This is a genomic window from Streptomyces sp. NBC_00536, from assembly GCF_036346295.1.
Lineage (GTDB): Bacteria > Actinomycetota > Actinomycetes > Streptomycetales > Streptomycetaceae > Streptomyces.
Genome location: NZ_CP107819.1, coordinates 1874841 through 1889878, shown reverse-complemented (window position 1 = coordinate 1889878; position 15038 = coordinate 1874841). Strand labels below are relative to the sequence as shown.

The following is a 15038-nucleotide window of genomic DNA, read 5'->3' as shown; positions in this document are numbered from 1 at the left end:
CGCGGAGGGACACAGGTCCCTTCCAGCGTAGGGGGACGGCCTCCGCCCTGCGCGCCGGGCGGAGGACCGCTGGAGGCCTAGCCCCCGTACGCTCCGCTCGCCGTCAGCCGCAGGGCGGTGTCGATCAGGGGGACGTGGCTGAACGCCTGCGGGAAGTTGCCCACCTGGCGCTGGAGGCGCGGGTCCCACTCCTCGGCCAGCAGACCCAGGTCGTTGCGCAGCGACAGGAGCCGCTCGAAGAGGCGGCGGGCCTCGTCGACCCGGCCGATCATCGCCAGGTCGTCGGCCATCCAGAACGAACACGCCAGGAACGCGCCCTCGTCGCCCTCCAGGCCGTCCACGCCCGCTTCCTCACCGGCCGTGGGGTAGCGCAGGATGAAGCCGTCCGGAGTGGACAGTTCGCGCTGGATCGCCTCGATGGTCCCGATGACCCGCTTGTCGTCCGGCGGCAGGAAGCCCATCTGCGGGATCAGCAGCAGGGAGGCGTCCAGTTCCTTCGACCCGTACGACTGGGTGAAGGTGTTGCGCTCCTTGTCGTAGCCCTTCTCGCACACGTCCTGGTGGATCTCGTCGCGCAGCTCGCGCCAGCGCTCCAGCGGGCCGTCCGCGTCACCGCTCTCGATCAGCTTGATCGTGCGGTCCACGGCCACCCACGCCATCACCTTCGAGTGCACGAAGTGGCGGCGCGGGCCGCGCACCTCCCAGATGCCCTCGTCCGGCTCGTTCCAGTGGGTTTCCAGGTAGCGGATCAGTTTGAGCTGGAGCAGCGACGCATAGTCATTGCGGGCCAGACCGGTCATGTGGCCCAGGTGCAGAGCCTCGGTGACCTCGCCGTACACATCGAGCTGGAGCTGGTGGGCCGCACCGTTGCCGACGCGCACGGGCGTGGAGTTCTCGTAGCCGGGCAGCCAGTCCAGCTCGGTCTCGCCCAGTTCCCGCTCGCCCGCGATCCCGTACATGATCTGCAGGTTCTCCGGGTCGCCCGCCACCGCCCGCAGCAGCCACTCGCGCCAGGCGGCGGCCTCCGCGCGGTAGCCGGTGCGCAGCAGCGAGGACAGGGTGATCGCGGCGTCGCGCAGCCAGGTGTAGCGGTAGTCCCAGTTCCGGACGCCGCCGATCTCCTCCGGCAGGGAGGTGGTCGGCGCGGCCACGATGCCGCCGGTGGGGCCGTACGTCAGGGCCTTGAGGGTGATCAGGGAGCGGATCACGGCCTCCCGGTAGGGGCCGTGGTACGTGCACTGCTCGACCCATTCGCGCCAGAACCCGGTGGTGGCCTCCAGCGCGGCCTCGGCGTCGGGCGCCTCCGGGGGCTCCTTGTGCGAGGGCTGCCAGCTGATGCAGAAGGCGATCCGTTCGCCGGGCGCCACCGTGAAGTCGGCGTACGTCGTCAGGTCCTTGCCGTACGTCTCCGCGTCGGTGTCCAGCCAGACCGAGTCCGGGCCGGCGACGGCGACCGTACGGGCGTCCACCTTGTGCACCCAGGGCACCACCCGGCCGTAGCTGAACCGCATCCGCAGCGCGGAGCGCATCGGCACCCGGCCGCTGACGCCCTCGACGATCCGGATCAGCTGCGGGGCGTGGTCCTCACGCGGTGGCATGAAGTCGGTCACGCGCACCGTGCCGCGCGGGGTGTCCCACTCCGACTCCAGGACCAGGGAGTCGCCGTTGTACCGGCGGCGGTCGGCCCGCGGCGCCGCGGCGCCCGGGGCGAAGGCCGGGCCGATGCGCCAGAAACCGTGGTCCTCGGTCCCGAGGAGAGCCGCGAAGACGGCATGGGAATCGAAACGTGGCAGACACAACCAGTCCACCGAGCCGTCCCGGCAGACCAGTGCGGCGGTCTGCATGTCCCCGATCAGTGCGTAATCCTCGATGCGCCCGGACACGTTGGATCTCCAGTCGAACGGCCACGTCCGCCCCGAAGGGCGCTTGCGTTGTGCGATTCCCGCTGAGTGATATCCGAGCAGGATATGACGGCACCCTAGTGATCTCCTTAAGTCTTGGAAGAATATGTCTACGCCAAACGGGTGACGGGTGTTGGCGTTGCCAACGGGCACGGGGGTGGCGGACGGGGGCCGTGTGGCGAAGGCGCCCGGGGCGCGGCGCGCGCGTGGCCGGAGGCGGACTGTCCGGGTCGCTGATAGGCTGGTACCCCGTGGACCGGTGGTCTGCCTGTGCGAATCAGGAACCCCGAAACCGCAGCTTCGACGCCCCCGGATACTCCGTCACGGACCCGGGGAAGGTGTCGGACTCACTCACCTCGCGACCACGGGAGCCCCCTCTTGGCGACGCCGCCCGCTGCTTTTCGAAACAGCACAGCCATGACGACCAAGCACATCTTCGTCACCGGGGGTGTCGCTTCGTCCCTCGGCAAGGGCCTCACGGCCTCCAGCCTGGGTGCGCTGCTGAAGGCGCGCGGCCTGCGGGTCACGATGCAGAAGCTCGACCCCTACCTCAACGTCGACCCCGGCACGATGAACCCGTTCCAGCACGGTGAGGTGTTCGTCACCAACGACGGCGCCGAGACCGACCTGGACATCGGTCACTACGAGCGCTTCCTCGACGTCGACCTCGACGGCTCGGCCAACGTCACCACCGGCCAGGTCTACTCGCAGGTGATCGCCAAGGAGCGGCGCGGCGAGTACCTCGGCGACACCGTGCAGGTCATCCCGCACATCACCAACGAGATCAAGCACCGCATCCGGCGGATGGCGACCGACGACGTCGACGTCGTCATCACCGAGGTCGGCGGCACCGTCGGCGACATCGAGTCGCTGCCGTTCCTGGAGACCGTCCGCCAGGTCCGCCACGAGGTCGGCCGCGACAACGTCTTCGTCGTGCACATCTCGCTGCTGCCCTACATCGGCCCCTCCGGCGAGCTGAAGACCAAGCCGACCCAGCACTCGGTCGCGGCCCTGCGCAACATCGGCATCCAGCCCGACGCGATCGTGCTGCGCGCCGACCGCGAGGTCCCGACCTCCATCAAGCGCAAGATCTCGCTGATGTGCGACGTCGACGAGGCCGCGGTGGTCGCCGCGATCGACGCCAAGTCGATCTACGACATCCCGAAGGTCCTGCACACCGAAGGCCTCGACGCCTACGTCGTGCGCAAGCTCGACCTGCCGTTCCGCGACGTGGACTGGCGCGTCTGGGAGGACCTGCTGGACCGGGTCCACAACCCCGACCACGAGGTCAAGGTCGCGCTCGTCGGCAAGTACATCGACCTGCCCGACGCCTACCTGTCGGTGACCGAGGCGCTGCGCGCCGGCGGTTTCGCCAACAGGGCCCGCGTCGAGATCAAGTGGGTCACCTCCGACGACTGCAAGACCCCGGCGGGCGCGGCGGCGCAGCTGGCCGACGTGGACGCGATCTGCGTGCCCGGCGGCTTCGGCGACCGCGGCGTCAACGGCAAGGTCGGCGCGATCACCTACGCCCGCGAGAACAAGGTCCCGCTGCTCGGCCTGTGCCTGGGCCTGCAGTGCGTGGTCATCGAGGCCGCGCGCAACCTGGCCGGCATCGAGGACGCGAACTCCACCGAGTTCGACGCCTCGACCCCGAACCCGGTGATCTCCACGATGGAGGAGCAGCTGGCCTTCGTCGAGGGCGCGGGCGACCTGGGCGGCACCATGCGCCTGGGCATGTACCCGGCGAAGCTCGCCGAGGGCTCGATCGTGCGCGAGGTCTACGACGACCAGCCGTACGTCGAGGAGCGCCACCGTCACCGCTACGAGGTGAACAACTCCTACCGCGGCGAGCTGGAGAAGAAGGCGGGCCTCGTCTTCTCCGGTACCTCCCCGGACAACAAGCTCGTCGAGTACGTCGAGTACCCGCGCGAGGTGCACCCCTACCTGGTGGCCACCCAGGCCCACCCGGAGCTGCGCTCGCGCCCGACCCGCCCGCACCCGCTGTTCGCGGGCCTGGTCAAGGCCGCCGTGGCGCGCCAGCAGGGCAAGTGAGCGTGATGCCGACCGCGTAACGGTCGATAACGTAGGCAGCCGGGGCACGGGATCGTGCCCCGGCTGTCGCGTTTCCCGGGAGGGTATGGCCATGGGCATCACTGACACGGCGGAGTCGTGGGAGGTCGTCGCCGCGCGCACCCCGTTCGAGGGCGCGAAGACGGCGGTCCGGTCGGACCAGGTCCGGATGCCGGACGGCGCCGTCGTACGGCGCGACTACCAGGTGCACCCCGGCTCCGTGTGCGTGCTGGCGCTGGACGAGGAGGACCGGGTGCTCGTGCTGCGGCAGTACCGGCACCCCGTGCGGCACCGGCTCTGGGAGCTGCCGGCCGGGCTGCTCGACGTGGTCGGGGAGAACCCGCTGCACGCGGCGCAGCGGGAGCTGTACGAGGAGGCCCACGTCAAGGCGGAGACCTGGTCGGTGCTGGCCGACTTCTTCGCCTCGCCCGGCGGGTCCGACGAAGCGATCCGGATCTTCCTGGCGCGGGACCTCGCGGAGGCGGAGGGGGACCGGTACGCCGTCTCGGACGAGGAGGCGGACATGGAGCTGGCGCGGGTGCCGGTGGGGGAGCTGGTGCGGGGGGTGCTGGCGGGGGAGCTGTCCAACCCCGGGCTGGTGACGGGGGTGCTGGCGCTTTCGGCCGCGCTCGCCGGTGACGCGGTGTCGTCCCTCCGGCCGGCCGACGCCCCCTGGCGTGCCCGCCCGTACGAGTCCTGACGGGCCCCGGCCCATCCCGGACCCCCGGTGCCGAGGTGCCGGGGGCCCGCCTGGGGTCCGCCCCGCCCGGCCGCCGGGTGCGCCCCGTGCGGGGCTGATGCCGCCTCCGGCGGCGCCTCAAACGCCGGCGGGGCTGGTTTTGGCCGGGCTGTGATGGCCCCCAGGGCCGGGTGCGCCTCAAACGCCGGCGGGGCTGGTTTTGGCTGCGGTTCGGCCGTCGGTGCCGGTCGCCGGCGGGCTGGGTTTTGGCCGGGCTGCGATGGCCTTGCGTTCGACGACGCCGCGCGAGGGGGCATACCCAGCCTCGCCGGCGTTTGAGGCGCCGCCGGAGCCCGGGCCCGGGCCCGGGGGTGGGGCCGGCCGTGCTTCGGTGGCTTGCGCAGCCCATTCCAGCCTCGCCGGCGTTTGAGGCGCCGCCGGAGGCAGCGCTGGGCGCGGGGGCGTCCTGGTTTCGGGGGTCGCTCGGGGGGTGGGTTCAGCCTCGCCGGCGATTGAGGCGCCGACGGGGGCGGGCCCCGGTCGGCTCGGCACCCCCCCCGGGAGGGAGGTCGTGTGACCATCCGCTGATCCGATCGGGCGATTTGTCCGCCGCGCTCCACCCGGATCGTCGCTCTGCGTGAACTACGCTCGTGATCCCCGAGGGCAGGGAGAGGAGCGGATCCGTGACGGATTTCGTCGGGCGGAGGCGCGAGCTCAAGGAGCTGCGCGAGGACATCGCCAGGACCGGGCTCGACACCCTCTCCGGCCGCAAGGCCAAGGCGCCCCGGGCGCGGGTGCTGCTCGTCGCCGGGCGCCCCGGCTCCGGCCGCACCGCGCTGGCCGAGGCGTTCGTACGCGAGGTGGCCGAGGAGTACCCGGACGGGGTCATCCGGACCCGGCTCACCGCCCCCGGCGGAGAGGCCGTCGCCACCGACCGGGCGGTCAGGGGCCTGCTGGAGGCGCTCGGCCGGACCACCCCGCCCGGCGCCGCCGAGGACGAGCTGAGTTCCGCGCTGCGCGAGGCGCTGGCGGGCCGGCGGGTGATCCTCCTCGTCGACGACGCCGCCGACCCGCACCAGGTCGACGCCCTGCTGCCGGACACCCCCGAGTGCCTGGTCGTGGTGACCGCCGAGGGCCCCCTCACCGGGATCCCGGACGTCCGCCCCTGCACCCTCGGCGGGCTCGACACCCCCTCCGCCGTCGAACTGCTCGCCCAGCGCATGGGCACCACCCGCGTCACCGCCGACCCCCGCGCCGCCGAGGCGCTCGCCGAGGCCTGCGGGGGCCAGCCCGCCGCGCTCGCCCTGGCCGGTGGCTATCTCGCCGCCCATCCCAAGGCCGCCGTCTCGGACGTGGCCAAGCAGCTCCACGACATGCCCGCCCAGGCCGCCGGGCCGCTGTCCCGCGCCTTCCGGCTGGTCTACGAATCCCTGCCGCAGCCCGCCCAGCGCAGCCTGCGGCTGCTTCCGCTCGCCCCGGCCGGGGTGGTCGACTCGCACATCGCCTCGGCCCTCGCGGGCTGCTCCGTGGCGGCGGCCCAGTCCACGCTGGAGGACTTCGCCGGGCTGGCGCTGCTGCGCCCGGCGGCCGACGGCCAGTACCTGCTGCCCGGCTGCCTCGCCCCGCTGCTCCAGGCGCTCCTGGAGGCGAAGGAGCGTACGGCCGAGGTCCAGCTGGCCCGGGCCCGGATGCTGGAGCGCACGGTCCGGCTGCTGCACTCCTGCCGGGCCATGGCCGAGGAGGACGGGGAGGTCGTGCGCGAGCTGCTCGACGGCCTGCCCCGCACCCTGCGCTTCCCGGACCGCCGGGCCGCCGCCCGCTGGCTGGACGGCAGGCTGCCCGCGCTGTCCGCCGCCGCCGCGCTGGCGGTCGCGGACGGCGAGCTGGACACCCTGGCCCGCCGGCTGGTCGCCGCGCTCGTCCGGGCGCTGGCCGACCACCGCGGCACGGCGGAGGCCGCGCCCGAGCTGTACGGGCTGCACCGCCTCGTGCTGGACGTCGCCGAGCGCCGGGGACTGCACCGTGAGCAGGCCGCGGCCCTGCTGAACCTGGCCGACCTGGACGCCGAAACAGGACGTACGCACGACGCCCTGGAGCGCTACCGGGCCGCGCTGGACGCGGGAAGGGCGGCGAACGACCCGTACGCGACCGGCCGCGCGATGGAATCCGTAGGCGGTGCCTACCAGGAGCTGGGGGACTGGCACCGGGCCGCGGACTGGTTCGGTCGAGCGCTGTCCCAGGCCCTCGCGAGGGGGGAGCGAGCGGACGAGGCGAGGCTGTACGGGCGGCTCGGCAACGTGCACACCTACGCGGGCCGCTACGGGGACGCGCTGCGCAGCTGGCGGGCGGCCTCGGCGGGCTACCGCAAGCTGGCCGATGTCCCGGGCCAGGCAAAGGCGTTGAGTGAAATGGCACGGGTGCGCGAGTACGCCGGGCGGCCGGAGGAATCGCTGCACACCTGCCGGGAGGCGGTCGAGCTGGCGCGCAAGGCCGGTGATCTGCGGCTGCAGGCCGCGCTGCAGGTGCGTCTGGCCGACACGCTGGACCGGCTCGGCGACCCCGCGGCCGCCAGGCTGCACCGGGCCGCGGCCGACAGATTGCTGGGAGACGACCCCGCAGCCTGCGAAATCCGTAGTGGTTCCGACTGAGATTATTCGTTTGCAAGGCTAGACAGCGACTCATCCTTCATTAGACTGGGTTCACCGCGGCACTCCGTGGTGCATCCCGTTGCGCGTTCTTGTGGGCGGGTATGTATGGAAGTACCCAGTAATTTCCCCTGAGCCAAGGACCGTGATCGACGATGAAGGTCGGCATCCCCCGCGAGGTCAAGAACAACGAGTTCCGGGTCGCCATCACGCCCGCCGGCGTGCATGAGCTGGTCCGGGGCGGCCACCAGGTCTTCGTCGAGCAGAACGCCGGTGTCGGCTCCTCGATCACGGACGCCGAGTACGTCTCGGCCGGTGCCGAGATCCTCGGCACCGCCGACGAGGTGTGGGCCACCGCCGACCTGCTGCTGAAGGTCAAGGAGCCCATCGCGGAGGAGTACCACCGCCTCCGCAAGGACCAGACCCTCTTCACGTACCTGCACCTCGCGGCCTCCCGCGAGTGCACGGACGCGCTGCTGGAGTCCGGCACCACCGCGATCGCGTACGAGACGGTCGAGCTGGCCAACCGCGCGCTCCCGCTGCTCGCCCCGATGTCCGAGGTCGCGGGCCGCCTGGCCCCGCAGGTCGGCGCGTACCACCTGATGCGCTCCGTCGGCGGCCGCGGCATCCTCCCGGGCGGCGTCCCCGGCACCCAGGCCGCGAAGGCCGTCGTCATCGGCGGCGGCGTCTCCGGCTGGAACGCCGCGCAGATCGCCATCGGCATGGGCTTCCACGTGACCCTGCTCGACCGCGACATCAACAAGCTGCGCGAGGCCGACAAGATCTTCGGCACGAAGATCCAGACGATCGTCTCCAACGCCTTCGAGCTGGAGAAGGCGGTCCTGGAGGCCGACCTCGTCATCGGCGCGGTGCTCATCCCGGGTGCGAAGGCCCCGAAGCTGGTCACCAACGAGCTGGTCTCCCGGATGAAGCCCGGAAGTGTCCTTGTCGACATCGCGATCGACCAGGGCGGCTGCTTCGAGGACTCCCGTCCGACCACCCACGCCGAGCCGACCTTCGAGGTCCACAACTCGGTCTTCTACTGCGTCGCCAACATGCCGGGCGCGGTGCCGAACACCTCCACCTACGCCCTCACCAACGCCACGCTGCCCTACATCGTGTCGCTGGCGAACAACGGCTGGGTCGAGGCGCTGCGCCGCGACGCCGCGCTCGCGCTGGGTCTCAACACCCATGACGGACAGGTCGTTTACGGCCCGGTCGCCGAGGCGCACGGCCTGCCGACCCTCGAGCTGAGCACGCTCCTCGGCTGATCCGACACGCGCGGTCGACATCGGTCGACGGCTTCGTCGTCAACGACTGACGTCAATCTCACGTATCCGGCCGGACCTTGTCAGCAAGGTCCGGCCGGAGGCGTTTCGAGGCCCGCGGAGACCCCGCTCAACTCGCCTCGAACGTAACCCTTTAACCGTTTCGCGCACCCGTGAAACTTCGCAGCGACAGCTCGTACGCCCTTGACAGAGTGGTGTTCGGTTGCCGACACAACGCGGCGGGTCCGGCGGATTGTGTTGCTGCGGAGCGGTGACACGCCATAGAGTCGCCAACCGTCGGCATGGTGCCACGCTGACCTATCGATAAGTGTCCTGGTCACGTCCAAGGAGGTAAGACGACTTGTGAATGAGTCGACATTTGCTCCTGGAGGTGGTCAAGCAGGGATGCCTGCGCGGGGCCAGGGTCCTGTCGGACTCGAAGCAGTCGGCTCCGTCGCGGTACGCACCTTCGCAAACCACCAGCACCTGACGACGCCCCAAAAGAGCATGGACGGCCTAGACGTGAACTCCAGGGCCGGCGACCTGAGCGGCGAAAAGCCCACTGGTTTCGCCGACTATGACGTGGTGCCCGAAGGGCACTTCTACGACCCCGACGCCGAGTACGAGCCCGACCCCGAGTACGCGGCCACCCTCGCGCCCGACGCCGCACGCCAGCGCCGGGAGCGGATCGGCCCGACCGGACGGCCGCTGCCGTACTTCCCGATCCCGGGTCCGCTGACCGACCACGGTCCGGCGAAGATCATCGCGATGTGCAACCAGAAGGGCGGCGTGGGCAAGACCACGTCGACCATCAACCTGGGTGCCGCCCTCGCCGAGTACGGGCGCCGCGTGCTGCTCGTCGACTTCGACCCGCAGGGCGCGCTGTCCGTGGGTCTCGGCGTGAATCCGATGGAACTCGACCTGACGGTCTACAACCTGCTCATGGAGCGGGGGATGTCGGCCGACGAGGTGCTGCTGAAGACGGCGGTCCCGAACATGGACCTGCTGCCGAGCAACATCGACCTGTCCGCCGCCGAAGTGCAGTTGGTCAGCGAGGTCGCGCGCGAGTCGACGCTGCAGCGGGCGCTCAAGCCGCTGATGGCCGACTACGACTACATCGTGATCGACTGTCAGCCCTCGCTCGGTCTGCTGACCGTGAACGCCCTGACGGCGGCTCACAAGGTCATCGTCCCGCTGGAGTGCGAGTTCTTCGCACTGCGCGGCGTGGCGCTGCTGACCGAGACCATCGAGAAGGTGCAGGAGCGGCTCAACCCCGAGCTGGAGCTCGACGGCATCCTCGCCACGATGTACGACTCCCGTACGGTGCACAGCCGCGAGGTGCTGGCGCGGGTCGTCGAGGCCTTCGACGACCACGTCTACCACACCGTCATCGGCCGTACGGTGCGCTTCCCGGAGACCACGGTCGCCGGTGAGCCGATCACCACGTACGCCTCCAACTCCGTCGGCGCCGCCGCCTACCGCCAGCTGGCCAGGGAGGTGCTCGCCCGGTGTCCCGCCGAGTGAGTCTGCCCGGAGCCGACGAACTGTTCCGTACGACCGGGGGGATGGCCCTCCAGTCGTCCTCGCCGCGGCGCTCGGGTGAGGACGCGGCCACGGCCGCGGGCGGTGTGTCGGCCCGGTCGGAGCACACCGCCGCCGCGGAGGACGCGGGGGCGGAGGGGCGCAGCCGGGAGGCGGAGCCGGTGGTCGGCGCCGTGGGCGCTCCGCGCAGGCCGCAGGAAGGTTCTGTCAGCTCCGTCGGCTCCGTGAACGGCGGCGGCGAGCCCCGGCGGGGCAAGGGCCGCGGGGCGAACCGGCGGCCGAGCGGGCGCGAGCGGCACGACGAGAAGATCACGGTCTACGTCTCCGCCGAGGAACTGATGGACCTGGAGCACGCGCGGCTGGTGCTGCGCGGGGAGCACGGGCTCGCGGTGGACCGCGGCCGGATCGTGCGGGAGGCCGTGGCGGTCGTCCTGGCCGACCTGGAGTCCCGCGGCGACGCGAGCATCCTGGTCCGCCGCCTCCGCGGCCGCTGACCGCCCCTCGCGGCGGTCCGCGCCGCCCGCCCCCGCGGCCCCGCGCGGCCGCCTGCGCCCACCGGCCCGCCCGGCCACCACGGTCGGCCACGGCCTGGCCGCATGGTTGCCGCCGTCGGCCGCCGACCGGCCGCCGCCTCCGCGGGTCTGCCTCCGGCGGCGCCTCAAACGCCGGCGAGGCTGGGGGTGCCGTCCAGCCGGGCCACATCCGCCCCGCCGACGTGGGTGTGTCGCCCGGACCGGCCGCCGCCTCCGCGGGTCTGCCTCCGGCGGCGCCTCAAACGCCGGCGAGGCTGGGGGTGCCGCCCAGCCGGGCCACATCCGCCCCGCCGACGTGGGTGTGCCGTCCAGTCGGACCGCATCTGCCCTGTCGGTGTGGGTGTGCCGCCCGGCCGGGCTACGTCCAGCCTCTTTGGCGTCGGTGTGCAGCCCAGGCGGGCTACGTCCAGCTTCGGTGGCGTGGGTGTGCCGCCCGGCTGGGCCGCGTCCAGCTTCGGTGGCGTGGGTGTGCCGCCCGGCTGGGCCGCGTCCGGCCTCGGTGGCGTGGGCGTGCCGTCCAGCCGGGCCAAATTCAGCCTCGCCGGCGTTTGAGGCGCCGCCGGAGGCAGCACCAGCCACGCACGGGGCGCACCCGGCGGCCGGGCGGTGGTGGACCCCCGGCGGAATGCCCGCCGGCCGGTGCGGGAGCCGATCCCGCTGGCCGGGCGGGCGCCGACCGCGACCGTGGCGGCAGCCGACCCGTGGCGGGTGCTGACCCCGGCCGGCCGTGCCGGCGCTGAACCGCGGCCGCGGCGGGCGCTGACCCGCCGTACGGCGCCGCGTCCCGGGAGCCCGGGGCGCAGACGGCAGCATGGGGGACGCACGTAGCTCTCCTTTCGTATTTCGTACCCCCTGGACCCCCGATGCCTTCCTCGACCGCCGATCCCGGCCGTCCCGCCCGCCGCACCCTGGGCCGCGGCCCGGGCCGCGCCGCCCCCGAACCGTCGGAAGGCGCCCTGGAGGGTGCTCTGGAGCCCGTGGAGCCCTCGGTGGCCCCGGGTGAGCCCGAGCCGCCGGAAGGCCCTCAGGGCCCCACGGAGGGCGTTGGCGGCGGGTCCGGGGGCGCCGAGGGCCTCGTAGGTCCCGCAGACCCAGGGAGCGCGCCGCCCGAGGAGCTGGCAGGCCCCGAGGCTCCCGGGGATTCCGCGGCTCCCGAGACGGCCGTAGGTCGCGGGCCCGCCAGTGTGCCCGAGGGGCCCGCGGGCCCGGGTGTCCCCGATGCTCCCGGCGCGGCCGGCCATCCCGGGACAGCCGGAGGTCCCGCGATGGCCGGGGATCCCGAGGCTGTCGACGTTCCCGGCACGGCCGGAGGTTCCGGCACGGGCGGAGGGCCCGGGGTGGGCGGGGGCCGCGGGGGCGGGGTGGACGGGGGTTCCGGCGGGCTGCCGCGGGCGGTGGGCGGTGACGGGCGGTTCACGCTTCGGCTGGCGAATTTCGAGGGGCCCTTCGATCTGCTGCTGCAGCTCATCTCGCGGCACAAGCTGGACGTCACCGAGGTCGCCCTCTCGCGGGTCACCGATGAGTTCATGGCGCACATCCGGGCGATGGGGCCCGACTGGGACCTCGACCAGACCACCGAGTTCCTCGTCGTCGCCGCCACCCTGCTCGACCTCAAGGCCGCCCGGCTGCTGCCGGTCGCCGAGGTGGAGGACGAGGCCGACCTGGCGCTGCTGGAGGCGCGGGACCTGCTCTTCGCGCGGCTGCTCCAGTACCGCGCGTACAAACGCATCGCCACGATCTTCGAGGAGCGGGCCGAGAGCGAGGGCAGGCGCTATCCGCGGACCGTCGGGCTGGAGCCCCACCACGCCGAGCTGCTGCCCGACGTGGTCATCAGCATCGGCGCCGAGGGCTTCGCCCGGATCGCCGTCAACGCCATGCAGCCCCGGGCCAGGCCCGAGGTGTACGTCGACCACATCCACGCACCTCTGGTCAGCGTCCGGGAGCAGGCGGAGGTCGTCGTACGGATCCTGCGGGCCCGCGGCGAGGCCACCTTCCAGGAGCTGACCGAGGACACCGCGGACACCCTCACCGTGGTGGCGCGGTTCCTGGCGCTGCTGGAGCTCTACCGGGAGAAGGCGGTCGTCCTGGACCAGGAGGAGGCCCTGAAGACGCTCACCGTCCGCTGGAGTGGTGGCGCCCATGGCACGGACACGGTGGTGGCGGTGAGTGACGAGTTCGACGGGATCGACCGGAGCGGGGAAGGTGCGCGGGATGAGTGACGTGGGAGAGCTGGCGCTGGGGCCCGCGCTGGAGGCCGTACTCATGGTCGTGGACGAGCCCGCGACCGAGGCGCACCTCGCCAAGGTGCTGGAGCGCACCCCCCGGGAGGTGGCGGCCGCCCTGCGGGAACTGGCGGACGAGTACACCCGCCAGGGCCGCGGCTTCGAGCTGCGCCTGATCGCCGGGGGCTGGCGGTTCTACACCCGGCCGCAGTACGCGGCGGCCGTGGAGGCCTTCGTCCTGGACGGCCAGCAGGCCCGGCTGACGCAGGCCGCGCTGGAGACGCTGGCCGTGGTCGCCTACCGCCAGCCGGTGAGCCGGTCACGGGTCTCGGCGGTGCGCGGAGTCAACTGCGACGGGGTCATGCGGACCCTCCTGCAGCGCGGTCTGGTGGCCGAGGCGGGGACGGAACCCGAAACAGGTGCGATCCTGTACAGGACGACGAACTACTTTCTGGAGCGGATGGGCCTGCGCGGCCTGGACGAGCTCCCGGAGCTCGCGCCCTTCCTCCCCGAGGCGGACGCGATCGAAGCCGAGACGCTGGAGGGTGTGCCGTCGTTCGATCCGGACGCACCGTATGCGCCGGATACTCCTGAATGACGACAAGACGACGGAACTTTGATGCGAAGCAGCGGTAACGGCAACGGCGGCGGCAACAGGAACAGCGGCGGCGGTGGAGGCGGACGCGGTGGCTCCCGCGGCGGCTCCTCCTCCGGCGGCGGCTACCAGGGCGGCGGCTCCCGCGGGGGCTCGTCCGGCGGCGGCTCGCGCGGCGGCTCCTCCGGCTCCTCCGGCGGCTCGCGCGGGGGCTCCTCCGGCGGCGGCTACCAGGGTGGCGGCAACTCCCGGGGTGGTTCCTCGTCCGGTGGCGGCTACCAGGGCGGCGGCTCCCGCGGCGGCTCCTCGGGCGGCGGCTACCAGGGCGGCGGCTCCCGCGGCGGCAGCTCCGGTGGCGGCTCCCGCGGCGGCTCGTCCGGCGGCGGCTACCAGGGTGGTGGCTACCAGGGCGGTGGCGGCTACCAGGGCGGCTCCGACTCCCGCGACCGCGACCGCGACCAGGCCCCGGCCCCGCGGATCCGCAACCCCCGCCCCGAGGAGCGCCGCTACGACGTCGGCCCCGAGGGCGAGCGCAACGGCCGCGGCGGTGCCAAGGCGGGCGGCGGCGGTGCCCGTGGCGCGGCCGACGGCAACCGCGGTGGCGGCGCCCGTGGCGCGGCGGCCCGCGGTGGCGCCAAGGGCGGCCCCAAGACCTCCCGCACCCCCGGCATCGGCGGCGCGGGCGGCCCCCGCATCGGCCCCGGCTCCCGCAGCGGCCAGTCCAAGCCGCGCGAGCTGGAGGCGCGGATCGAGGAGCGCGTGCGCGACCGGTACGCCGACAAGCCCGTGATCAAGACCCCGAAGACCTTCCCGGGTGCCGAGGAGGAGGGTGAGCGCCTGCAGAAGGTGCTCGCCCGCGCCGGCATGGGTTCGCGCCGCGCGTGCGAGGAGCTGATCCAGCAGTCCCGCGTCGAGGTCAACGGCGAGATCGTGCTGGAGCAGGGCAAGCGCGTCCAGCCGTCGGACGAGATCAAGGTGGACGGCCTGACCGTCGCCACCCAGTCGTACCTGTTCTTCGCGCTGAACAAGCCGGCCGGCGTCGTCTCCACGATGGAGGACCCGGACGGCCGTCAGTGCCTCGGCGACTACGTCACCAACCGCGAGACGCGCCTCTTCCACGTCGGCCGGCTCGACACCGAGACCGAGGGCATCATCCTGCTCACCAACCACGGTGAGCTGGCCCACCGCCTCACGCACCCGAAGTACGGCGTGAAGAAGACGTACGTCGCGGCCATCACCGGCCCGCTGCCGCGCGAGATCGGCAAGCGCCTCAAGGACGGCATCGAGCTGGAGGACGGGTACGCCCGCGCCGACCACTTCCGCGTCGTCGACCAGCTCGGCAAGAACTACCTGGTCGAGGTGACCCTCCACGAGGGCCGCAAGCACATCGTGCGCCGCATGATGGCCGAGGCGGGCTTCCCGGTGGACAAGCTCGTGCGGACCGCCTTCGGCCCGATCGAGCTGGGCGACCAGAAGTCCGGCTGGCTGCGCCGCCTGACCAACACCGAGGTCGGCATGCTCATGCGCGAGGTCGGTCTGTAAGGCCCACCCCCGCTCCCGGAAAACCCGCGGTGCCTTCGGGC

The 15038-nt window shown here is 72.6% G+C and carries 10 protein-coding genes; 9 read left to right on the top strand and 1 reads right to left on the bottom strand.

All coding sequences use genetic code 11. The features are described 5' to 3' along the window. Nucleotides 1-77: 77 nt before the first annotated feature. Nucleotides 78-1883, bottom strand: a complete 1806-nt coding sequence (locus tag OHS33_RS08070; RefSeq protein ID WP_330329690.1) for a glycoside hydrolase family 15 protein — start codon at nt 1881-1883, stop codon at nt 78-80. 435 nt (nt 1884-2318) lie between these two features. Between OHS33_RS08070 and OHS33_RS08065 the strand changes: the two genes are divergently transcribed. From OHS33_RS08065 to OHS33_RS08025, 9 genes are all read left to right on the top strand, one after another. After that, a complete protein-coding gene (locus OHS33_RS08065) occupies nt 2319-3953 on the top strand; it encodes a CTP synthase (RefSeq protein WP_330329689.1) in 1635 nt (544 codons plus the stop codon). 91 nt (nt 3954-4044) lie between these two features. Next, nucleotides 4045-4671 carry an NUDIX hydrolase gene (locus OHS33_RS08060; protein ID WP_330329688.1) on the top strand — a complete coding sequence of 209 codons (627 nt, stop codon included), beginning with the start codon at nt 4045-4047 and terminating at the stop codon, nt 4669-4671. 662 nt (nt 4672-5333) lie between these two features. Beyond that, the gene (locus OHS33_RS08055; RefSeq protein WP_330329687.1) at nt 5334-7298 is read left to right on the top strand and encodes a tetratricopeptide repeat protein; all 1965 of its coding nucleotides are present in this window, start codon (nt 5334-5336) and stop codon (nt 7296-7298) included. A gap of 152 nt (nt 7299-7450) precedes the next feature. Beyond that, a complete protein-coding gene (gene ald / locus OHS33_RS08050) occupies nt 7451-8566 on the top strand; it encodes an alanine dehydrogenase (RefSeq protein WP_330329686.1) in 1116 nt (371 codons plus the stop codon). 402 nt (nt 8567-8968) lie between these two features. Continuing rightward, nucleotides 8969-10087: a ParA family protein gene (locus tag OHS33_RS08045; protein WP_330329685.1), complete on the top strand. Its 1119-nt coding sequence runs from the start codon at nt 8969-8971 to the stop codon at nt 10085-10087. Then, entirely contained in the window at nt 10072-10599 is a 528-nt protein-coding gene (locus tag OHS33_RS08040) for a hypothetical protein (protein WP_330329684.1), read from the top strand. Before OHS33_RS08045 ends, OHS33_RS08040 begins: the two co-directional genes overlap by 16 nt. A 902-nt stretch (nt 10600-11501) precedes the next feature. Continuing rightward, nucleotides 11502-12857: a segregation and condensation protein A gene (locus OHS33_RS08035; protein WP_330329683.1), complete on the top strand. Its 1356-nt coding sequence runs from the start codon at nt 11502-11504 to the stop codon at nt 12855-12857. After that, on the top strand, nt 12850-13458 hold the full coding sequence (gene scpB / locus OHS33_RS08030) for an SMC-Scp complex subunit ScpB (protein ID WP_330329682.1): 609 nt from the start codon (nt 12850-12852) through the stop codon (nt 13456-13458). The genes OHS33_RS08035 and scpB overlap by 8 nt, the downstream gene beginning before the upstream one ends. A 21-nt stretch (nt 13459-13479) precedes the next feature. Then, complete coding sequence (locus OHS33_RS08025; protein WP_330329681.1) at nt 13480-14997, top strand: pseudouridine synthase; 1518 nt, start codon at nt 13480-13482, stop codon at nt 14995-14997. Nucleotides 14998-15038 lie beyond the last annotated feature (41 nt).